General features: G+C 62.8%; 16 protein-coding genes, 1 tRNA gene and 2 rRNA genes (1 of these 19 running past the window's edge). 12 read left to right on the forward strand and 7 right to left on the reverse strand.

Features of this window, described 5'->3' with window-relative positions; translation table 11 throughout:
• The 3 genes from LLW23_RS13465 to LLW23_RS13475 all read left to right on the forward strand — a co-directional run.
• A 23S ribosomal RNA gene (locus LLW23_RS13465) occupies nucleotides 1-1390 on the forward strand (it extends 1399 nt beyond the left edge of the window).
• Nucleotides 1391-1584: 194 nt separating this feature from the next.
• A 5S ribosomal RNA gene (gene rrf, locus LLW23_RS13470) occupies nucleotides 1585-1699 on the forward strand.
• Nucleotides 1700-1820: 121 nt separating this feature from the next.
• Nucleotides 1821-1897 (forward strand) — tRNA-Met (locus tag LLW23_RS13475).
• On the opposite strand, the gene LLW23_RS17700 is transcribed toward LLW23_RS13475, so the two are convergent.
• Entirely contained in the window at nucleotides 1854-3521 is a 1668-nt protein-coding gene (locus LLW23_RS17700) for a recombinase family protein (protein WP_408642050.1), read from the reverse strand. The two genes, LLW23_RS13475 and LLW23_RS17700, sit on opposite strands and share 44 nt — an antisense overlap.
• A 278-nt stretch (nucleotides 3522-3799) precedes the next feature.
• On the opposite strand from LLW23_RS17700, the gene LLW23_RS13480 reads away from it, so the two are divergent.
• Entirely contained in the window at nucleotides 3800-4387 is a 588-nt protein-coding gene (locus LLW23_RS13480; protein ID WP_228946013.1) for a helix-turn-helix domain-containing protein, read from the forward strand.
• Nucleotides 4388-4597: 210 nt separating this feature from the next.
• On the opposite strand, the gene LLW23_RS13485 is transcribed toward LLW23_RS13480, so the two are convergent.
• From LLW23_RS13485 to LLW23_RS13505, 5 genes are all read right to left on the reverse strand, one after another.
• Nucleotides 4598-5743, reverse strand: a complete 1146-nt coding sequence (locus tag LLW23_RS13485) for a phage N-6-adenine-methyltransferase (protein ID WP_228946014.1) — start codon at nucleotides 5741-5743, stop codon at nucleotides 4598-4600.
• A gap of 102 nt (nucleotides 5744-5845) precedes the next feature.
• Nucleotides 5846-6598 (reverse strand): ThiF family adenylyltransferase, encoded by a 753-nt coding sequence (locus tag LLW23_RS13490; protein ID WP_228946015.1) that lies wholly within the window; start codon nucleotides 6596-6598, stop codon nucleotides 5846-5848.
• A 5-nt stretch (nucleotides 6599-6603) separates the two neighbouring features.
• Complete coding sequence (locus LLW23_RS13495; protein WP_228946016.1) at nucleotides 6604-7011, reverse strand: hypothetical protein; 408 nt, start codon at nucleotides 7009-7011, stop codon at nucleotides 6604-6606.
• Between the two features lie 2 nt (nucleotides 7012-7013).
• Nucleotides 7014-7967 carry a P-loop NTPase family protein gene (locus LLW23_RS13500; protein ID WP_228946017.1) on the reverse strand — a complete coding sequence of 318 codons (954 nt, stop codon included), beginning with the start codon at nucleotides 7965-7967 and terminating at the stop codon, nucleotides 7014-7016.
• Nucleotides 7964-8437 (reverse strand): hypothetical protein, encoded by a 474-nt coding sequence (locus LLW23_RS13505; RefSeq protein WP_228946018.1) that lies wholly within the window; start codon nucleotides 8435-8437, stop codon nucleotides 7964-7966. Before LLW23_RS13505 ends, LLW23_RS13500 begins: the two co-directional genes overlap by 4 nt.
• 316 nt (nucleotides 8438-8753) lie before the next feature.
• On the opposite strand from LLW23_RS13505, the gene LLW23_RS13510 reads away from it, so the two are divergent.
• Entirely contained in the window at nucleotides 8754-9386 is a 633-nt protein-coding gene (locus LLW23_RS13510) for a hypothetical protein (RefSeq protein ID WP_228946019.1), read from the forward strand.
• Here LLW23_RS13510 and LLW23_RS13515 read toward each other — a convergent pair.
• The gene (locus LLW23_RS13515; RefSeq protein WP_228946020.1) at nucleotides 9373-10122 is read right to left on the reverse strand and encodes a hypothetical protein; all 750 of its coding nucleotides are present in this window, start codon (nucleotides 10120-10122) and stop codon (nucleotides 9373-9375) included. The two genes, LLW23_RS13510 and LLW23_RS13515, sit on opposite strands and share 14 nt — an antisense overlap.
• A gap of 1190 nt (nucleotides 10123-11312) precedes the next feature.
• On the opposite strand from LLW23_RS13515, the gene LLW23_RS13520 reads away from it, so the two are divergent.
• The 7 genes from LLW23_RS13520 (at nucleotide 11313) to LLW23_RS13550 (ending at nucleotide 20607) form a co-directional block, all read left to right on the forward strand.
• Nucleotides 11313-12041: a response regulator gene (locus LLW23_RS13520; RefSeq protein ID WP_228946021.1), complete on the forward strand. Its 729-nt coding sequence runs from the start codon at nucleotides 11313-11315 to the stop codon at nucleotides 12039-12041.
• Nucleotides 12042-12079: 38 nt separating this feature from the next.
• Nucleotides 12080-13417: an ATP-binding protein gene (locus LLW23_RS13525; RefSeq protein WP_228946022.1), complete on the forward strand. Its 1338-nt coding sequence runs from the start codon at nucleotides 12080-12082 to the stop codon at nucleotides 13415-13417.
• Nucleotides 13418-13530: 113 nt separating this feature from the next.
• Nucleotides 13531-14970, forward strand: a complete 1440-nt coding sequence (locus LLW23_RS13530) for an efflux transporter outer membrane subunit (RefSeq protein ID WP_228946023.1) — start codon at nucleotides 13531-13533, stop codon at nucleotides 14968-14970.
• A complete protein-coding gene (locus tag LLW23_RS13535) occupies nucleotides 14967-16067 on the forward strand; it encodes an efflux RND transporter periplasmic adaptor subunit (protein ID WP_228946024.1) in 1101 nt (366 codons plus the stop codon). The genes LLW23_RS13530 and LLW23_RS13535 overlap by 4 nt, the downstream gene beginning before the upstream one ends.
• A complete protein-coding gene (locus tag LLW23_RS13540; RefSeq protein ID WP_228946025.1) occupies nucleotides 16067-19174 on the forward strand; it encodes an efflux RND transporter permease subunit in 3108 nt (1035 codons plus the stop codon). The genes LLW23_RS13535 and LLW23_RS13540 overlap by 1 nt, the downstream gene beginning before the upstream one ends.
• Nucleotides 19175-19457: 283 nt before the next feature.
• Nucleotides 19458-20213: a GGDEF domain-containing protein gene (locus LLW23_RS13545; RefSeq protein WP_228946026.1), complete on the forward strand. Its 756-nt coding sequence runs from the start codon at nucleotides 19458-19460 to the stop codon at nucleotides 20211-20213.
• The gene (locus LLW23_RS13550; protein ID WP_228946027.1) at nucleotides 20188-20607 is read left to right on the forward strand and encodes a diguanylate cyclase domain-containing protein; all 420 of its coding nucleotides are present in this window, start codon (nucleotides 20188-20190) and stop codon (nucleotides 20605-20607) included. The genes LLW23_RS13545 and LLW23_RS13550 overlap by 26 nt, the downstream gene beginning before the upstream one ends.
• Nucleotides 20608-20723: the final 116 nt, after the last annotated feature.

Below are 20723 nucleotides of genomic sequence, written 5' to 3' on the forward strand. Positions count from 1 at the left end.
GTAGTCGATGGGAATGCGGTTAATATTCCGCAGCCTGGTGGTGTGTGACGGATGGTGTGTGTTGTTCAGCCTTAACGGATTGGCTGGGCTTCGAAACTGTCCCGGGAAATAGCCCCACCGTATAGACCGTACCCGAAACCGACACAGGTGGTCAGGTAGAGTATACCAAGGCGCTTGAGAGAAGTGTCCTGAAGGAACTCGGCAAATTGCCTCCGTACCTTCGGAAGAAGGAGGCCCTCACAGCGGGCAACCGTTATGAGGGGGCACAGGCCAGGGGGTAGCGACTGTTTAGCAAAAACACAGGGCTCTGCTAAGTCGGCTTCAAGACGACGTATAGGGCCTGACGCCTGCCCGGTGCCTGAAGGTTAAGAGGAGGAGTGCAAGCTCTGAATTGAAGCCCAGGTAAACGGCGGCCGTAACTATAACGGTCCTAAGGTAGCGAAATTCCTTGTCGGGTAAGTTCCGACCTGCACGAATGGCGTAACGACTTCCCCACTGTCTCCAGGACATGCTCAGCGAAATTGAATTCTCCGTGAAGATGCGGAGTACCCGCGGTTAGACGGAAAGACCCCGTGCACCTTTACTGCAGCTTCAGAGTGGCATTAGGAAAGAACTGTGTAGCATAGGTGGGAGGCTTTGAAGCATTGGCGCCAGCTGATGTGGAGCCATAGGTGAAATACCACCCTGTTGTTTTCTGATGTCTAACCTCGATCCATGAAACTGGATCAGGGACCCTCTGTGGCGGGTAGTTTGACTGGGGCGGTCGCCTCCTAAAGAGTAACGGAGGCGCGCGATGGTGGGCTCAGGCCGGTCGGAAACCGGCTGTTAGAGTGCAATGGCATAAGCCCGCCTGACTGCGAGACTGACAAGTCGAGCAGAGACGAAAGTCGGTCATAGTGATCCGGTGGTCCCTCGTGGAAGGGCCATCGCTCAACGGATAAAAGGTACGCCGGGGATAACAGGCTGATAACCCCCAAGAGCTCATATCGACGGGGTTGTTTGGCACCTCGATGTCGGCTCATCACATCCTGGGGCTGGAGCAGGTCCCAAGGGTTTGGCTGTTCGCCAATTAAAGTGGTACGTGAGCTGGGTTCAGAACGTCGCGAGACAGTTTGGTCCCTATCTGCCGTGGGCGTCGAAATTTGAGAGGAGTTGACCCTAGTACGAGAGGACCGGGTTGAACGTACCTCTGGTGTACCTGTCGTCGTGCCAACGGCGCAGCAGGGTAGCTATGTACGGACGGGATAACCGCTGAAAGCATCTAAGCGGGAAGCCTCCCTCGAGATAAGATTTCACAGGACGGTCGGAGACCACGACCTTGATAGATCGGGTGTAGAAGTGCGGTAACGCATGGAGCTAACCGATACTAATCGTCCTATTCGCGCTTGAGAGTCCCACCATCAACGACAACCCTGGTTGTTCAAGATACGTGGATGATTGAGTTCGACGCCAGAATTTGGGTACGTCCCGTGGCACCGTCTGCCACGAGACAAACATCGGCTGGGCGCTCTTGCAGCCAGCCGACAACAAAGCACTCCCCTGCATCGATTTTAGAACTGTTCATCACACGCACAGGCCTTATTGCTTGGTGGCCATAGCGTCGGTGTCCCACCCGATCCCATCCCGAACTCGGCCGTGAAACCCGACCGCGCCAATGGTACTATCGCTCAAGCGATGGAAGAGTAGGTCGCCGCCAGGCATTGCGGCCTGTGCGCGTCATGAACAACACGAACCCATTCACAAACGTCTCGTCCACAAAGGACACCGTCGCCCCCGCCCAAAAGCGGGGGCGTTCGTGTCTCTCAAGGACCATATGGTGACGCGGGGTGGAGCAGCCCGGTAGCTCGTCAGGCTCATAACCTGAAGGTCACAGGTTCAAATCCTGTCCCCGCAACCACCGCTGTAGAACTGACAACGCCGCCCTTCGGGGCGGCGTTGTCGTTCGTGGCCCAGGTCAGCAAATCCGCCACCTTCGCTACGACCTCCGCCTCGGGGCCATGCTCCCCATCGGGGTAGATCGTCACGCTCTCGATAAGGGTCGATATGATTTCCGCCGCTTCCCCGCGAATGGGCTCGTCGTCCAGTGTTTCGCGTAGCTTGCCGACTTTCTCCTCGAACCTGCGCAGCAGGGCAGGATGCGGCAGGACGGTGGCCGTTGGGACCGAAGCCGCATTGCGAGTGAGCAGCATCTCCAATCGATCTTTCTCGGCCTCCCGGTCTCCGAGCAGTCGGATCAATGTCGGGCTGAGCACGCCGGTGAGCATGTTCGCGGCGAGATTGTCGATCTCGTTCGAGACCACGGCTAAACGATCGGCGGACGCCTGATCCTTCTGCACCGTGGAGTCCGCGAGACGCGCCATCTCCCGCCGAAATTCCTCTGCAAACAGCTGGGCATGATCCTCGGTTAGCAGATGGTGTTGAAGCACGGAGAGGGCTGCGGTTTCAAGCGGACCCTTGCGTACGGACACCGTGTTCGAGCACGTCCCACGCTCCTTCTGTCCGGCGCAGCGATAATAATCCTTCCCCGTGATCGTGTAGCCCGATCCGCAGCAGCTGCAGCGGATGAGGCCCGATAGTAGGTGCTTCTTCCGGTTCTGACGGGCGACCGGCACCAGCGCGTTGGGGCGACGACGCCGTTCAATTTCAGTTTGCACCGCCTCCCACTGCTCGTCGGCCACGATGCGCAGGTCCGGCACGGCGACTTCGACCCACTCCGATCGATCACGTAACCGATACCGGCGCTCGCGCTTTTCGCTGTCGGGGTTGCGGCGCCACTGACGGCGTCCCCATACAAGCCGCCCAACGTAGAGTGGATTGTTGAGAATGCCGGTAGCCTTCTTCGGGTCGCCGCGGATCGTCGATGCATTCCACTGTCCACCGCGAGGTCCGGGGATCCCGTCGGCATTGAGACCCGTGGCGATCTGAATGGACGAGGCCCCGGCGGCAAATTCTGCAAAGATGCGGTCAACAATAGGGGCTTTGTCCTCGTCGATCTCGAGCAGGCCGCGGATGAGTTCGCCGCGAGCATCGAGGCTGATCACGCGCTTGTAGGCGTAGGCCCGGCCGCCCGCGAACCGACCGGCGAGGACAGCAGCCTCCATGCCGCGCGCGGTCTTGTCGATCAGGTGCTTGAGGAAGATCGCGCCGAGGAGACCAGCGACCGCAAACTTGATCTCGTCGACGTGGCCTTCTGAGACCGTGTGCAGCGCCACGCGGTGATACACCAGCTTCTTGCCCGGGAAGGCAACGTCTTCGGCATCACGGACTAGCCGGTCAAGTGCCTCGCATACGACCATGTCGACCGCGCCTGTCTCGATGTCACGCAACATCTTCATCAATCCTGTTCGATTGCGGCGATAGCCAGATTGTTCGGGGTCCAGGTATGTCGCGACCACCGTGCCTCCGAGATAATCCACCAGCTTCATGCACGGTGCCGCCTGATCGGCGCTCGATGTCGCGGTCTGCATTGCGGTCGAGTGGCGGCCGTAGAGCGCGATGCGAGGTGGGGACTTCATCAGCATGACGGAGGGGCTCCGGTTAGATAGTTTGGGAGGGGTGAGTCGTCGCGCTCGAACCGGAAATGCTCCTGCGCGGCTTGGCGGGCGAGTAAACGGACAAGCGCTTCAAGCTGTTCGTTGAAGCTGGTGTCCGCGATTGGCTGTAGAGTGTTGCTCGACAACGGACGCAGCTCATCCCCGGCTCGGGCGCGCCCGACCGCATCGATGTCAGACGAGGATGTTCGTCGCGCCATGCCATGGTTATGGGATTGGCAACTTGGGTCTATGCAAGAACGTCACGCATGACGTCGATTCCGCGCCATACTTTTCCGAAAGACGCCATCCCGAACAACGTCGGAACCGAAATCTGTCGTTTGCGTGAGGTCCGTGGGTGGACGAAAGCGGAGCTTGCGGCTCGCAGCGGCTTGCTTCGGGAGACGATCAGCCGCATCGAGACAGGCAAGCGACCTCCGCGGGCAGATACGCTGTTGCGGCTGGCGAGGATCCTGCTGGCCGACCAGGATGATGTGGAGCTTAGCGACATCGTGCCCGGCTGGCCGGAGACGGATGGACGGCAGGTCGTCGGCCATGGTCCACGCAGCCGGGTGCGCCGTCAGCAACTTAAACTGACCGAGGCGGAGGTGGCGAAGAAAGTGGGCGTGAGCATCTCCACACTCTCGAGGTTCGAAGGCAACACCCGCGCCACGCCGACGCTCCTCGTGACCAGAACGACCCCGCACGGTGATGTCATCCAACTGCTGCGTAGCAGACAACTGGCGCAAGCCCTTCGATTCGCCGATCTCGCCGACCATGAGGCGTTCTGCGCTGCAGAGGACTGGCTCGATTGGCCGGTGGATCCGATTGACGATGCTGCAGCAGAAGACCGATGAAGTCCTTCGAACGAAGGGGCGAACCCCTAAACGAACGCTGGTCGTTCGCCTCATACGGGCTTGCTCATCGGGTGGGACGATCTGTTCTCCATGCTTTGCGAGCGTCTCGCACCGCTATCCAACGAGGGAACCCTAACGGACGCCGCCAGCTTGCCGACATCCTGCTGCCCTTAGCGACATCAAGAACCGTGCGGCGAGGCGTCCGCGCGCCTAGATTGTTCTAGGTCCGCAGCAAACGCGCACCCACTGGCTATCCAGCGCCTTGAAGGGGCAATCGCAGCGCGCCTCGCTGACCGTCCGCCAGACCGGTCGTCCCCGCACCTTCCGCCACCCTATTGAGGTCGCCTGCCGAGCTAGATCCGCAGCAACGGCGCTCGCCTTAACCCAGAGGCCCGGGACCCGCTTGGCGAAGTTGGCCTTCTGCCGGTCAGTGATCCCGTACGCGACCAGCATGAGGCTGAACGGCGTGGTCCGCGACTTGCCCGCCCTGTTCGAGAACGGCAAGCCACCGCGGAGGAGGTAGATGTCGGCGGCTGCCGCGACCTTGGTCTGGAAAAAGTCGCTGTCGGTCCTGACCGGCACCAGGCACAGCGCGACCTCGACCCGGCCTGCCGACCACTCGCCATACGCCCGGGTCATCCAAGGCAAATAGCCAGAGTAGGGCGGGTTCATAAAGACGAGTCGGCCGGACCAGGGGTCCTTAAGACCGTCGTCGCCTTCTGCCAGCAGGAAGCGGCGCCGCGCTGCAACCGGGCTTAGAGCATGTCCGCACGGATCGAGGTCGATCGGACCGAAGACCTCGACCATCGGCTTCAGGAATCTCTCCGGCGTGAACCGTGCGTCACGATCCTTCTTGTCGCCGGGGCCCCAGTGGGACCGCTCCTGAGCGTGCCGGCGCACTTTGGGGGCAACGGTGGCGAGCAGAGACAGCAAGTTCTCTACCGAACCCTCTCCGGCCTCGAGCTCGACGATTTGGTCGGGCAGCAGCGCGGCCTTCACCGCGAGCTCTTCGACCGACAGCTCGAGCGCGTCGCGGCGGTTCCGCAGCTTCTCCGCCAAATCTTCGCCTTGTGCTAGGCCCGCAACCTTGAATGGCAGCGCTTTGAACACCGCAGTCAGCGTGGCAACCGGTCCTCGGCCGGCTTCCAGCTCGACGATCGCTTCGGGAGCGACATCGGCCATCTCGGCTAGGTTCGGAACTGATCGGAATTCCGCGACGCGCGCCTTGACGAGCTCGTCGATCAGATTGCTGCGACGAGGGGCGCGTCCCCGCGGCTTCACGGCTGGGCCCACGGTCTCACCATCTGCTACGGTCTTGGTCGGCCCGTTTTCTGGTGCAACGATGCAGTCGGCCATGATGATCTCCTTCAGTGATATTCAGCTCAGCCCGCGCACCCGACCGTCTAGCCGGGTTGAGTGTCGTCCCTTCGGATTCGACGCGAACATGGACGGCCGGGGTCAGCGCGCCGCCCCGCGATGGTCTTCGTTAAGGATGCAATTGCCATCGACCGCGTAGGTCGCGTGATACTCACCTTCGAGATCGAGGTAGAATCCGCGCAGCCGCTTCCAGCGCATGACTGCAAGCGCCGCAGCCAGCGCGTTCATGTCGGCGATCTGGATGTTGCTGCGGTAGATCTCGAGGTCGCCGCCCTGCATCGGGATGCGATCCCGATCGTGAACATGCGCGCGCATGGCCGGCGTGCTAGTGGTGACGCGCACGAGCCCCATCAGCCGATCATCGACGATCGACAGCCCGACGCCAGCATCGATGAATGGTAATCCCAGATCTTCCAGCGCGGGGACGAGGAACGCGCGCGCCTCGACGCTGTCGATGCACAGGAACACGAAGTCGGCAGCGTCGAGTAGCGCGAGGTTGTCCGGTGCCAGGTGCGTAGCATGTGTAACGATTCCGGCGTGCATGCGCCCGTAGATGCGTGCGAAATACTCCACCTTGGGCAGGTTTCTACCGACGTCCTCCAGCGAAGCCGCGCCGGGGCTGCGAAACGCATTGTGCGGCTGCATGACGTCGCCGTCGATGAGGTGAATGGCATCGGCCGACGTCTTCGCGAGCTGATCGAGAATGTATGACCCGGTGCCGCCAAGGCCCAGGATCGCGACACTGCCGCCGACCAGCTTCTGCGACACCGCTTCGATCCCGGCGCGGGTCGTTGCAGTGTCCGGATAGATGAAAGGGCTGGGCGTCGGCCGCATGGCGATCAGCTCAGCACGGTGGCGTTGGCGTTGAAGAGCATGCCCTCAACGATCGGCACCACATCACCGGGGTTGAGCGACCCGGCCGTGCGGTCGGGCGCGCCGCGCCGGTAGGTGACCGAAAGCGAGGTGACGGTCTGGCCCGGGTTGACGGTGATGGCGAGGCCGACAATCTGCTCGAAAGTTGCCATGTCCGCACGCATCGCATGCCACTTGCCGTTGAGGCAGATCATCGTCCGCTCGGCCGCGACGGCCGGCTTGGCTGCCGAACGGTCCTCCTCCCCAACAAGGTACAGAGCGCGACGCCGAATGGTGGCGGGCTCGGACGCGGCGACGGGGCGGACCGCCGCTGGCGGCGAGGGAAGGCGGGTCGATGCGGTGCCTGCATGCTGGATCATGATGCTCTCCTTCATTTCTAATGGCTGTCGCCCGCGCCGCCGAGCCGCGCGGCGGCAGCGTCGTACTGGGCCTCAAGGACCGCCGTCCTGAGCTGGTCGTAGGTGTCGCGCGGCGAGTGCCACGACCCGGCCCACCAGCCAGGACGCAAGTTGCGGAAACGCGGTTCGTCTCCGCCTGCAGAGCGGCTCGACTGGCAGCGCTTCACGATATCTTGCCAGCGAACCGCCGGGTCGGCAGGCGAGATGTCTAGGTCGGCGAGCACCTCGGCTAGGAGCGAGACCATGATTTCGCTGCGCTCATGAAGGGGCACGCTCTGAATCGGGATCGTAGCGAGCTTGTCGGCGAGCGGCGCCGGCAGGCGCTCGGGCGCGTCTGCCTGAATGAGCCAGGTGACCTCGCCCAGGTCGACCACGGTCCCGATCCTCTCCTCCATCCATGCACGGCCGAGGACCGGGTCAACCATCGACGCCAGCGCGACCGCGGCATCGGCGTTGACGTCGGCGCCGATCACCGACACGACCGGGTTCGCGCACCGGGTCGCTGCCATGGCGGTGACGATCGGCGACACCCACAAAGCTTCGCTCATGTCGGTCGAGCCGGAAATGCTGGCGCCGATCACAGGATCGGACAGGTTGAGGAAGATGTGGAGCACACCAGCTGCGCGGGCGAGCGATCGCGCCGCGTGCGAGCGACCGGCACCGGCAGGTCCTGCCAGCAGCGCAGGTGCCATGCGGAACCAGGGACGGCCGGCTGCTACTAGGTCGTCACACGCGGTGCGTACGGAATGAAGGAAGGCTGGCTGCCACTCGTGTCCGACCAGGAATGGGATACCGGCGGGTCCGAGCCGATCGCCGCCCAAGAGGGCGAACGGCTCACTTAGCCCAAGCGGCGGTACGCCATCGCTCACCGAATGGCCGATGATCATCGCCGGGGTCGCCGGCTGGAAGACGCTGGCGAGGTCGGCGGTCATTCGCCCCTCCACATCCGCAGCGGTCGCGTGCCGCCGGCCCCGCGCCCTTTACGCTTCACGCAAGTCTCGGTCTCGAACATCTCCTCGACCATGCGCTTCTCCAGCGCATCCGCACCGTGCTCGGCCGCATAGTCGAGAAACTCGAGGAAGCGGTCGCTCTGCCAGCGTAGCCAGTCGCGCAGACGCTCCCGCTCGGCACGCCCTCGGTACGCGATCGACCATTCCGGCTTGCTCGCGCTGTCCCGCTGCAGCGTTAGACAGAACCAACCCTTCTTGTCCGACGCGTAGCATGACACGCGCATGTTGGCCGCGGCCTTCTCCAGCGCCTCGGCGTGTTCCTTGGCGGCACGCTCGCGTTCGGCGACGATCATCGTATCGACCTCGATGTCGAGCGTCGCTGGACCGAGCAGCAGTACCAAGCGCTCAAAAAACGCTGCTCCATCACCGTGCTCTTCCAACTGGAGGATCACCGTCTCAGCTTCGGTGGGGCAGGCGCATTCGCGCGACCAGACGGCCTGCGCCGCCGCAGCGCTGCCAACCGGTTGCAGTAGCAGAACAACGCGCCCGCCCCATACTCGCGCGAAGCGGAACGCCGAAACCGGGGCCGTGGGCGGCTGGACGCTGCTCGGTCGGGGAAGGTGTCGAAACAAGCTCATAGACGCACACCAATGTAGAGAACCATACACTCCCGTTAAAGGCTCCCGCATCATCGCGCAAGGAGAAAGTGGAGACCTGTACACTTATACGGCGCTTGTTGAAACGCACTTCGACCGGCAAGCACGAGCCATGGCGACTCAGGACGATACACCCGCTATCCTACTCGACTTCAGCGAGGCCCTACGCGTCCTCATGTCGGCGCTTGGCATGGAAGGGGTGACTCGATCGGCGTTCCAGTCTCGCGTCCGTCAGCTGCAGCGCATGGGGCTGCTGAGTCGCGAGGAGGGACGTACCTATGAGCGATTCAGTTATGGTCTGCTCGAATTGGCCCGGATGGCGATCGCGTTCCGGATGATGTCGGCGTTCATGCTACCGAGCGTTGCCGTCCGCTACGCGACCGAACGTTGGGCGGAAATCGTTCCGTCCCTGATCGGCGGTCTGGATGAGGCCGATGCCCGGAATCGCTGGAGCGGCGATAGCGCGCGGCACACACCCGTGCTTGCAATTGAGGGGGTGGCGCTGTCCCGGCTGGGGCAGAAGGCCGCGAGCGACAGCCGGTACGATGGCCCTCTTGGGCGCGTCATCGCTCATTCCGGCGAGACCGATCTGATCGGTGTATTGACCACCACTATGACCGAAGGGGTGGTGATCGACACGCGCTCGTTCATGTCCCGGCTCGTTGGAGAGCTACGTCGTCTCGATTACGTGTCGGAGGCCCAGGTCGCGAATGAGGTTGATCGGCTGCGCTTCAGCGCCCCCTAACCGCAACCGGCGGCATCCAGACGCGTATCGCCTCCAGCTCTCGCGGCGTCAGCTCCCATGGCCGACCCAAATCGGCGTCGGGTGGCACCACGCGCATCGCTGAGACCGGGACCGGCGCGAGCGTGACGTAGCCCGGCTCCATCGCCATCTCCACGGCTCCATCCACATTCGCAAGGGTGGTGATAGGCGGATCGTAGGCGGTGACGAACGGATGGTCGATGACGTCGCTGAGGCGCCGGCCACGATTGCTGTGATCTCTCGGCCCGTCGATGCTTACGACGACCGTCTCGGGCAGTGCTGACTGTGCGATGACGATCTTGGGCGCAGGTTCGTCCATATACTGGCACACCGGCCGCTCGCTGAGTGCGAGCACGCCGGTGAGCGTTCCCATGTAGATGCCGCCGCACAGCGAGGTCGCATGCGCTCCGACCGCTCGGTGCACTTCGACGCGGCCGCTGGACAGCGGCTGGTCGTTGTTCGCTCGCGCCGCTGCGATGATCGCGTGGAGGCATGATGTCCAACCGATCCACGCCGCAACCAGCGGGCGGGCCGAAAGCATCCAAGCCGGCATCGGTGCGGATGCAACGTCTGCTGCCTCCAGCATGGCGCTGGCGCGCGCTGCGCGGAGACGACGGGCGACCCTGCTTTTCGCGCGACTGAGTTGGAGCGCGCCGCTTAGCTGCGCCGCGCCTGATACTGCGATCTCGTCGGTGAGTAGGTTGTCGATCGCGTCCATAGGCCATAAAAGTGGAAGAGGTGAGATAGGTGTTCATGCGGTGGCTTCAGCCGACATGGGGAGGTGTCGCTGAATTTCACCTGAGAACCGTTCCGTTAGCAACTTGAGCAGTCCCGTGGTGAGGAGGGTCGCCTGAGCGGCTGTTCAGAACTAAGGCGGGTTGACGCACGTGTCGCGCTGTGTAGCGGAAATGGTTTCGTCAAAGCAGCAGCGATGCTCTCGAACAACCCGGATGGCAGAAGCTGAAGAATTTGGAAGGGCTGCTCCGAAAGTGCGCGGACGTGCATTCATGGTGGAAACCGGACTGGCAGCTTTCGGCAGGCGCTCGCGGTAAGTAGTCTTTCCTTCATAACGCTGCCCATGGCGGCTATCTGTTCACACCCGCGGTTCAGTGGGCTGCGTAGTTGTCGTCGGGACGATGGGTGGTGATCCGCCGGGTCGGATAGGCGGCGGTGCCGCCGCCGGGTGATCTACCGCCGCCTACCCTATTGGACCAGCGTATCGACTACAGGCGACAGCGTTGCCTTGCTCGCCCGCGCCCGGGACTGTACGTATCGGTGCGCCGGACGTAGGACTTGTAGCGGCGCGCACGCTGTCCGATGGGCATTGGATCGCTGATTCTGAACGTTGCGAGGTTGGGTCTGTCGGCCGCGTGCCGGCTGCGCCTGGGCTGCCCGGGGTGGCTGCGGGGCATTTTTCAGGCAGGTCTCGACATAGCGGCTGTCCTGCCGGTCGGGCGAGCGCTGCGCCTCGCCAGGGGCCGCGAGCAGCATCATCGCTGCAGCAGCCATCGTCATGCTAAATCTGAACATATTTTGTCATCCTGTGGTTGAGCCGTTCGATAGCCTGGGCGCCTTGATCGTCCGATTTCCGTGCGGAGTTCGAATGACGAAGGCGCGCGAACGACTATCGCCGATCAGCGTATGGGGGCTCGGGTCGGCTGATCGCCGAACTTGTCTCCACCACCAATATGTCCGGCGAATTTCGTCCACACGGGTGCGCCGGATCAGAACGGGGACAGAAATACCGCGGTAACGTCGATTGCCCAGCGGAGACATTTGCCGGAAGCTCGATGCCTCTTAGCGGTTGGCTGAAATATAAGCGAGTAGGTCTAGCGCACGAAAGCGCAGCAGGCGCCGATCTCTATGCCGCTATTACGATGTCACTCAGCCGAATTTGTCGAAATGGAGATGATTTCGAACCTCGAACGCGGAATATCGCTGGAAGAGCAAGTAGTCATTCTTGTCGTCGACGACGATGCCGATATCCGTGATCTTCTGGTCGAATATCTTTCATCTAGGGGCTATCGGGCCTTTGCCTGCAAGGACGTGCTTGCCATGGAGGCCGTACTGGCGCGCGAAACGGTCGACCTGGTGCTGCTGGACGTCATGATGCCGGGAGAGGACGGCTTGTCGGCCTGCCGCCGCCTTTCGGACCAGGCCGGGCCGCCGGTCGTGATGCTGAGCGCGCTTGGCCGCGAACATGACCGTATCCGTGGCCTGGAAGTTGGAGCAGGGCATTATTTGTCAAAGCCCTGCAGCGCGCGCGAAGTGCTTGCTACCGTGCAAGCCGCGTTGCGCTCGCGTGGCGCGGTCACGCTCTCGGGACACGGGTACGTCTTCGAGGGTTGGCGGATCGACGTCGAAGCGCATGAGCTCGTCGACCCTGACGGCGTGCTCGTGCAGCTGACCGATGGCGAATTCGCGTTGCTGCGCGCGATGATCGAGCGACCTCGCCGGGTCCTGACGAGGGATCAGTTGCTGCATTTCGCGCGCGGCCCGGACAGCGACGCCTTCGACCGCGCGGTCGACGTCCAGATCAGCCGGTTAAGGCGCAAACTACGTGCGCCGGGCGATGCGTTGATCCGAACCGTAAAGAACGAGGGATATGTGTTCGCCCCGCATGTGCGACGCGCATGATGTGGCACCGATCCATTCGCCCGCCATTGTATCTGCGGATGTTCACCATTGTCCTGGCCTGTGTGGGCGCCGTTCAATTGCTGAACGTGGCGTTCGTCGTACTCATCGGGCCACCATTACCGCGTATCTATACGGTCGCCCAGGTAGCCAATGCCCTGCGTCGCGGCGCAGACGCAGGCGGCGAGATCATCATTACGCCTGCTAGGGCAATACAGAGCGACGACAATCCACGCGCTGCGGCGCTGCGCAGGGCCGTCGCTCGCCAACTGGCGCTTCCCCTTGACCACGTTCGGATCTCCGGCGTGCTGATGCCGTCCCGCGACCTGCCGTTGTTTTCCAATCCGGGAGCGCGGCAGCAGGATATTCTGCAGGAGGTTCTCCTTGGCGGCTTCACGGTGTCAATTCGTCGCGCGGACGGCAACTGGGTGTCTGCGCGCCCAGCCCGGACCGGATTCGAGCGGTGGCGGATCGGCGCGCTCCTGCTCATTACCTCGTCTCTGCTCGCGGCGATCGGTTTTGCTTGGCTGCTTACGCGGCGCGCGGCGCGTCCAATCACCCTGTTCGCCGACGCCGCCGATCGGCTGGGCAAGGACCCCAGTAGCGCGCCGGTTCCGCTAGAAGGGCCGCCCGAAATCGCGCACGCTGCCAAGGCGTTTAACGAGATGCAGCGGCGGCTCAATCGGTATGTCGAGGATCGGACGATCATGATCGCCGCGATCGCGCATGACCTGCGCACGCCCCTGATGCGCCTTTCGCTGCAGATGGAACGGTTGCCCGAACAGCATCGGCCGCCCATTGCGCGGGCAATCACCGAAATGGACGCGATGATCGGTGCCGCGACGAACTATGTTCGCGACGTCAGCGAGCCCAGGGTGCGCCGCCGGCTCGACCTTCGTGCGCTTGTCGAAGCCGTCGTGGACGATTTCGTCGATCTTGGGGGCGATGTGAGGGTCGAGCCCGGAGAAGCGCTGATCATCGATGCGGACCCGGTGGCGCTGCGGGCGGTGCTGAACAATCTGATCGGGAACGCGCTGCGGTACGCCGGCACTGCGTGCGTCGAATTGCTGCACGCACAGGGCACGGCTGAAGTTCGGGTCAGGGATTACGGCCCCGGCATCGCGATCGAAGATCTCGATCGCGTGTTCGAACCATTTTTCCGGGGCGAACGGTCGCGGAACCGCGAAACCGGCGGCGTCGGCCTAGGGCTGGCAAGCGTGCGCGGCATGGTGCGGGCGCACGGCGGCGACGTGACCGTGCTGAACCATCCAGAAGGAGGCGTGATCGCCACCGTAAACCTGCCTTCCCAAGAACGAGACGAAACGAAATTCGGCAGACACACCGCGCAAACAGGAGGGCTGAGTTTCTTCAAGCAATAGGCGGCGGCATGCCCGCCTCTGCGCAGTTTCGAGATCGAATGAGCATCAACATCTATCGTCACGCGGGCGTCCGAGCGTCGGGAGCGAGGCCTGATCTAAGACATTGGACCATCTTGGCGGGGGCGAGCCTGCTCGCGGCATGCGGAACCCCGCTGCGGCGCGCCGACATTCAGCTGCCGCCAGCGTTCCAGGTCCAGGCGGATACGCTCGACGCGTCAGCGCTCGATCGGTGGTGGGTGTTGTTCGACGACCACCAGCTGGCGGTGATGATCGAGCAGGCGCTGGCCAGCGCGCCCGACGCGCGGTCCGCGATCGCCGTATTGGACGAAGCGCGAGCGAACCGCCGACAGGCGATGGCGCAATATGATCCACAAGGTGGCCTCAGCGGGTCTGTGACTTATCAGCGAAGCACGATCTCCGGCCTGAACACCGGCACCGGCGACGATTCCGATGGCACTAGTCTCGTCGGCGCGCTCACCGGGGCGGGGCAGACGACGACCTATAGCGGCGGCTTCAGCCCGAGCTGGGAACTGGGGCTTTTCGGGCGGCGCTCGGCGCTGCGGTCGAGCGCCGACGCCGATCTGGCGGTCGCGCGCTTCACCTATGAAGCCTCGCGCCAAAGCTTGGCGACCAATGTCGCCGGCGGGCTCTTCGAGGCACGCGGGTTAGCGGTTCAGCTCGAACAGGCCAGGGAAACCGAACGTGTCACGCGCGAGCTTGCCGATATCGGTCGCAAGCGGGTTGCGGTCGGCATCGGCGCCCCGGTCGATTCCGCAACGCTCGATTCCGATCTGGCCACCGCGATTGCCAGCCGGCAGGCGCTGGAAGCCCAGCTGACGGTTTCGAAGCGCACGTTGCTGGTTTTGCTGGGCCGCGGCACCGATCCTGTCGAGCAACTGCAGATCGAAGCCCGGCTCGGCACGCCCCCGGCGGTCCCCCAGACAACCCCCGGCGAATTGCTGATGCGACGCCCCGATGTTCGCGAAGCCGAGGCGCGCGTGCGCTCGGCGATGGGCAATCTGAAGCTGGATCAGCTGGCGCTGTTCCCCAGCTTCACGCTAAGCCCAAGCGCGACCCAGACAAAGATTACTGGCGACAATGCCTATTCTTCCGGCCTGTGGTCGATCGGCGCCAATTTCCTGATGCCGATCCTGGATCGCCCCCGGCTGTTGGCCGAAATTCGCGCCGAGCGGGCGCGAGGCGAGCAGGCGGTAATTGCCTACGAGAAGGCGGTGCAGACTGCTTATGGCGAAGCCGAAAACACGATCACCACCTACACGGCCGACCGGGCTCGCCTGCAACAGCTTGCGGTTGCCGAGGAGCGCGCCCGCTATGCTTTCAATGCCCAGCGGACGGGTTACCGCGCGGGGATCACCGATCTCACGACGCTTCTTACCGCCGAGCGCAGTTGGCGCAGCGCGACGACGCTGCTTTCCCAGCTTCAGTCCACGACACTTACCGACGCGGTGAACGTCTATCGCGCGCTCGGGGGCGGTTGGACCGCCGGCGACGCCACGACCACGGCTCTCAATGCTTCCAAGGGGTCCCAATGAAACGCCTGCCACGTACCAGCTGTATCGGCGCCGTGCTGCTTTGTACGGCCGCGCTGGCGGGCTGTTCGCAGCAATCGACCGACGTCGGCAAAGAAGCTGCCACGCCCCGAACCGTCAAATTCGTAACCATCGATAGCCGGGCGATCGAAAGCGGCATCGCCGCTTCGGGCCAACTGGCCGCGCGAGAGGAAGCAGCGGTAGCGCCGCAGCTTTCGGGCTATCAGGTCGAGCGGGTGATGGTGGACCAAGGTGATTGGGTTACCGCCGGTCAGCCGCTGGCCGTCCTTGACGACACACTGTTGCGATCCGAGATCGCGCAGCAGCAGGCCGCGGTAACGCAGGCCCGCGTGAGCGCCGAGCAGGCGCAAGCGCAATCGCAGCGAGTAGCCAGCCTCGACGACAGTGGCGTGCTGTCGGCCGAAGCCATTCAGGAGCGGCGGCTGGGCGCCCGCACCGCCCAGGCACAATTGGCACAGGCGCAAGCCATGCTGACCGACAAGCGCGTGCGCGAGCGATTGATGATTATCCGCGCACCGGTCGCTGGGCGCATCCTCGAGCGGACCGCGCGGCCCGGTGATGTTTCCTCGCCCCAGACCACGCTGTTCCGGATTGCGCGCAACGGGCAGGTCGAATTGAACGCCGAGATCCCCGAGCAGAGCATCACCCTGATACGTCTGGACCAGGCTGCCCAAGTAACGCTGGCCGATGGTGCCGAAGTGACGGGCCGGGTACGGCTGATTGCCTCCGAAATCGATGCGCAAACCCGGTTAGGCCGGGTGCGCATCACGCTGCCGGCGCAAAGCAACATACGCGCCGGCGGCTTCGCCAAGGCGATCCTGCAGGCTGACAGCGCGAAGGTGACCGCGGTACCCGAGGCGGCGATACGCTTCGGCGCCGATGGCGCGACCGTCACGACCATCGGCCAAGGCAACAGGGTGCGCGAAGTGTCGGTGAAGGTAGGGCGCCGAGGCGGCGGCTTTGCCGAACTGATCAAAGGACCGGCAGCGGGTACTCGGGTACTTCTGCGCGGCCAGAGCTTCGTTCTGGAGGGCGATCAGGTCAAGCCGGTTGCTGCCAGTGCGCAGGAGCTTCGCTGATGTATTTGTCCAGCTGGGCCATCCGCAATCCCATTCCGGTGGTGTTGATGGTGATCGCGCTGACACTCGCGGGTATTGCGAGCTATCGGTCGCTGGTCGTCAAGCAGTTCCCGAACATCGATTTTCCCAGCGTCCAGGTCACGGTCACTCAGAACGGTGCCGCGGCTTCGGAGGTCGAGACCCAGATCACGCGCCCGATCGAGGATGCGCTGACTGGCATCGCCGGCCTGCGCCATGTCAGTTCGACGGTTACCCTCGGCTCGTCGGTGACGACCGCCGAATTCGAGCTTGGCAGCGAAATGCAAAAGGCCACCGACGATGTCCGGACCGCAGTCGAAACGACCCGGGCTAACCTTCCACAAGGCATCGATGCCCCCAGCACCAGCCGGGTGGACCAGTCGAGCGCGCCGATCCTGACCTATGCGGTCAGCGCGCCAGGCATGTCCGATGTGGATTTGTCGTGGCTTGTCGACGACACGATCGCGCGCTCCGTCCAGGCGGTCGGCGGTGTCGCGCAGGTCACGCGGGTCGGCGGGGTCGACCGTGAGATCAACGTCACGCTCGATGCCGATCGGCTCAGTGCCTGGAGTTTGACGGCGGCCGACATCAACACGGCTTTGGCTAATCTCAACCGCGACGATACCGGCGGCCGCGCCGATATTGGCACGCGCGAACAAACGATTCGCGTGCTGGGCTCGGCGACGACGGTGGCCGCACTTAACGACGTCACCATACCGGTGTCGAACCGCTATGTCCGGCTGGGCGACGTCGCCACCATTTCTGATGGCAGGAGCGAGAAGCGCGGGTTCGCGCGGCTGGACGGCCGGCCTGCGGTGGCCTTCCAAGTCAGCAAGACCACCAATTCGAGCGATGTCTCGGTCGAGCGTGCGATCGACGAAGCCGTGCAGCAGCTGGACTCCAGGCGAACCGACATCGAGATACGCAAGATCGTGTCGACGGTGAAGGAAACGCGCGAGAGCTATTCGGCCACCGTCCATGTCCTGATCGAAGGCATGGTGCTGGCCGCGCTGGCGGTGTTTCTGTTCCTGCGCAACTGGCGGGCGACGCTCATCGCCGCGGTGGCGATGCCGCTGTCGCTCGTCCCGACCTTCGCGGCGATGCTGGCGTTCGGGTTCAGCCTCAACATCATTACGCTATTAGGCCTGACGCTGGTCATCGGCATTCTCGTCGATGACGCGATCGTCGAGATCGAGAATATCGAAAAGCGTATCGAGCGGGGTGAGAGCCCCTACCGCGCATCGCTGATCGGTGCTGATGCGATCGGCCTGGCGGTGATCGCGACCACGATGGCAATCGTCGTGGTCTTCACGCCGGTATCGTTCATGAGCGGGCAGGCGGGGCAGTTTTTCAAAGAGTTCGGCGTAACCGTCTCGGTTGCGGTCTTGTTCTCGCTGCTCATTGCCCGCTTCGTGACGCCGTTGATGGCAGCCTATTTTCTGCGTCCGCTAAAACATGAGGTGCCTCACCGGCCGCTGCCGCGTTTCTATGCCAGCGCACTCGATGGTGCGCTCAAGCATCCCTGGCTGACGATCCTGCTCGGCACGGTTGCGCTCTTTGCATCGCTTGCACTTGCCTCGACGATGCCGACCGGATTCCAGCCGACCTCGGACCCAGGCTATTTCTATCTCGAAGTCGAAGGGCCGCAGGGCGCCACGACCGCCGACATGGACGAGGCGGTTCGGCACGCTACCCACAAGCTTCTTGCCCGGGCGGATGTCGAAACCGTGTTCGCGCAGGTCGGCTCGATCAGCAGCGGCGGCATGGGCGGCAGCGGCGGGTCGTCGGGGGTTAGTTCGGGCACGTTGACCGTGGTGCTCAAGGATGACCGGTCCAAAACCACCGACGCGTTCCAGCGGTCGATCACAGCCATGCTGCGGACCATTCCTGATGTTCGCATTACCAACCAGGGCGGTTTCGGGTCCGCCGGCGTCGAGATCGTGCTTGCAGGATCAGACCCGGAAACGCTTCAGCAGGCGCAGAGCAAATTGCTGGGACAAATGCGCACCGTCAAGGAAGTGCTTGAACCGCGACCGTCGCCGCCGCCATCGGCGCCCCAGCTGGTGATCCGGCCGATTTCCGAGGCTGCGTCGCGCCTCAATGTTTCCTCGCAGGCGATAGCGCAGGCCGTCCGCGTGGCAACGATCGGTGACATCGACGCGAACACTGCGAAATTCTCCGAAGGTGAGCGGCAGATACCGATACGCGTGAGGCTGCCGCGGACCGCGCGCGAAGACCTGACGTCGATCGCCAGCCTACGTATTCCGACACTGGACGGGAAAACCACGACGCTGTCGTCGATCGCTGACATTTCTTTCGAAGCCGGGCCCGGCGAGATCATTCGATATGATCGCGAACAACGGCTGTCGGTTAAAGGTGATCTGAACGACGTTACGCTGGGCGAAGCGCGCGAAGAAATCATGAAACTGCCGATCATGCAGAATTTGCCGTCCGGCGTGCGGGAAGCCCCCACCGGCGACACCGAAGCTATGAACGAGTTGTTCGGCAATATCATCGGTGCAATGGCGTCGGGCGTATTCCTGATCTATTTTGTCCTGGTCCTGCTGTTTCGTAGCTTCTTCAAGCCGGTCACGATCCTGTCGGCACTGCCGCTCACGATCATTGGCGCGTTTGTCGCCTTGAAGCTTGCCGGGCTGGCGATCACGATGCCGGTGCTTATTGGATTGCTCATGTTGCTTGGCTTGGCGGCGAAGAATTCGATCTTGCTGGTCGAGTTCGCGATCGAGGATGAACGCGCCGGCCAGGCACAGCGCGATGCCATCGTTAATGCCTGCAAGGAGCGGGCGCGGCCGATCGTGATGACGACGATCGCGATGGGCGCGGGCATGCTGCCGACGGCGATCGGCATCGGCGAAGGGGCAACCTTTCGCCAACCAATGGCAGTTGCGGTGATCGGGGGGCTGCTGAGCTCGACCGTCCTCTCGCTGGTGCTCGTCCCGGCGGTATATGAGCTTATCGATCGCTTCGAGATGCGCATCCGGCCAAAGCTAGCGCGCTTTGTCACGCCCAAACAGCCTGGAGATGACGATCCCGTCACGTTCGTCGAACGCGCACCGGCAAGGGCGTAGGATTGTTCATCCGCCGCCTTGGCTACGCAGGCAGCCTGGTTCCGGCCAAGCCGATCTCAATCACGGCATCGCGGCAACCGGAGCGACTGACGGATTTGTTGGACGCGCTGGCGGGTGTCATCTTACGGGATGTGTCGATCGCGTCGTCAATGGCTAGGATTGGGTCTTATTGTCTGGCTGTTGTTCGGCTTCTGCTCCGAAGCGCACGGAGCAAGCTTAATGAAATCTCAATGGCGCAGACCTTAGGATCGTTGCTTCATCAAGCCCAAACAAGGACGGCACGTTGAGCCTTCTTCGACGGCTTTTTCCACCAGCGCCGGCGGCAATTGAGGTTGAACTGACCTCTAAACTGCTGAGCGGTGGCGGCGGGATTGGGCTGGTGGGTGCGATCGCCTGCGGAACAGGTGCGCAAGCGGCGCTCAACCGCGATTTGGTACCGGCAGTTCTCCTCCTAATGATCGCCCTCGTGTCGGCTGCTCGCCTGATCTTGATGCAACGTATGCGACAAACCGGCGGCTCGCATCCGCGCGATCTGTTGTCAGCGCGTCGCCGGGAGCTCGGCTATGGCTTGGGCAGTTGCATCACCAGCCTTCTCCTAGGCATCACCAACCTGCACGTGTTGTCCTACCGCGATCCGGCGCTGACGCTGCTCGTCGTGTGTGGGCTGTGCTGCTACGTCTTCTCCTTGATTTTGCGGACGGCGATACGGCCGTTGGTGTGCCTGCCGAGCATTATGCTGGCGCTGGTCCCGACAATCATAGGATTGATGTCGTTCCTCGACCACGGGACGCGACTTGATCCTACCTTCACCTTGCTCGCGTTGGCCACAATCGCGATCGTGCTATTCGTTGCATCGGTGCAGCTGACTAGGCATCTGTACGAGACGACGCTTGATCAGTTGGTGTCGCAGCGAGACCTGATGCAGTTTGCGCGTCGTGATCCGCTCACCGGGCTGAACAATCGTTTGGCTCTGCGCGAACATTTTGACACGTTGTTTCGGCCCAGTGCGACCAATGGCCCTGCTCTATCTCGATCTTGACGGATTCAAGCCGGTGAATGACCTGCACGGGCATCAGCTTGGGGACGCGCTGTTGAGCCAAGTCGCCGCCCGATTATGTGCCTGCCTCGGCCCTGGTGAGGATGCGTTCCGAATTGGGGGCGACGAGTTTATCGTGATCCTTTCTAGGGTCCGGCACCAGAGCGAAGTGACAGAGATGGCGCGACGGTTAACGGCGTGCGTGTCCGAGCCCTTTGCCCTTGGCCCTGAGGCAGTACGGGTCGGTGCATCGATCGGCATCGTGCTTTCCGAGACATCTGTGGAGTTGGATGATTTAATGGCCCGTGCAGATGTTGCGCTTTATGAAGCGAAACGAAGCGGCCGGGGCATGTTTCGCTTTGCAAAGGATGCGTCTGCGCTGCGGCTGGCGAGCTGAGCGGTTCCAATCATCGGTGTGTAGCGCAATTGTCGTTTTCAGGCTGAGGTTGCGTGTGCCGACATCTTCTTCTGTGCCTCCTGTGGAGGAGCCTCACCAGCGCAGTTATACCCGCA

It is taken from the genome of Sphingomonas radiodurans (assembly GCF_020866845.1).
In the GTDB taxonomy this organism is placed as follows: Bacteria; Pseudomonadota; Alphaproteobacteria; order Sphingomonadales; family Sphingomonadaceae; genus Sphingomonas; species Sphingomonas radiodurans.

What these genes read in the sequence shown, in the direction of transcription:
- LLW23_RS13510 (WP_228946019.1), top strand. Translation starts at nt 8,754, where the DNA reads ATGGCGACTCAGGACGATACACCCGCTATCCTACTCGACTTCAGCGAG.
- LLW23_RS13550 (WP_228946027.1), top strand. Translation starts at nt 20,188, where the DNA reads ATGGCCCTGCTCTATCTCGATCTTGACGGATTCAAGCCGGTGAATGAC.
- LLW23_RS13500 (WP_228946017.1), bottom strand. Translation starts at nt 7,967, where the DNA reads ATGACCGCCGACCTCGCCAGCGTCTTCCAGCCGGCGACCCCGGCGATG.
- LLW23_RS13525 (WP_228946022.1), top strand. Translation starts at nt 12,080, where the DNA reads ATGTTCACCATTGTCCTGGCCTGTGTGGGCGCCGTTCAATTGCTGAAC.
- LLW23_RS13540 (WP_228946025.1), top strand. Translation starts at nt 16,067, where the DNA reads ATGTATTTGTCCAGCTGGGCCATCCGCAATCCCATTCCGGTGGTGTTG.
- LLW23_RS13490 (WP_228946015.1), bottom strand. Translation starts at nt 6,598, where the DNA reads ATGCGGCCGACGCCCAGCCCTTTCATCTATCCGGACACTGCAACGACC.
- LLW23_RS13520 (WP_228946021.1), top strand. Translation starts at nt 11,313, where the DNA reads ATGATTTCGAACCTCGAACGCGGAATATCGCTGGAAGAGCAAGTAGTC.
- LLW23_RS13515 (WP_228946020.1), bottom strand. Translation starts at nt 10,122, where the DNA reads ATGGACGCGATCGACAACCTACTCACCGACGAGATCGCAGTATCAGGC.
- LLW23_RS13485 (WP_228946014.1), bottom strand. Translation starts at nt 5,743, where the DNA reads ATGGCCGACTGCATCGTTGCACCAGAAAACGGGCCGACCAAGACCGTA.
- LLW23_RS13480 (WP_228946013.1), top strand. Translation starts at nt 3,800, where the DNA reads ATGACGTCGATTCCGCGCCATACTTTTCCGAAAGACGCCATCCCGAAC.
- LLW23_RS17700 (WP_408642050.1), bottom strand. Translation starts at nt 3,521, where the DNA reads ATGCTGATGAAGTCCCCACCTCGCATCGCGCTCTACGGCCGCCACTCG.
- LLW23_RS13495 (WP_228946016.1), bottom strand. Translation starts at nt 7,011, where the DNA reads ATGAAGGAGAGCATCATGATCCAGCATGCAGGCACCGCATCGACCCGC.
- LLW23_RS13535 (WP_228946024.1), top strand. Translation starts at nt 14,967, where the DNA reads ATGAAACGCCTGCCACGTACCAGCTGTATCGGCGCCGTGCTGCTTTGT.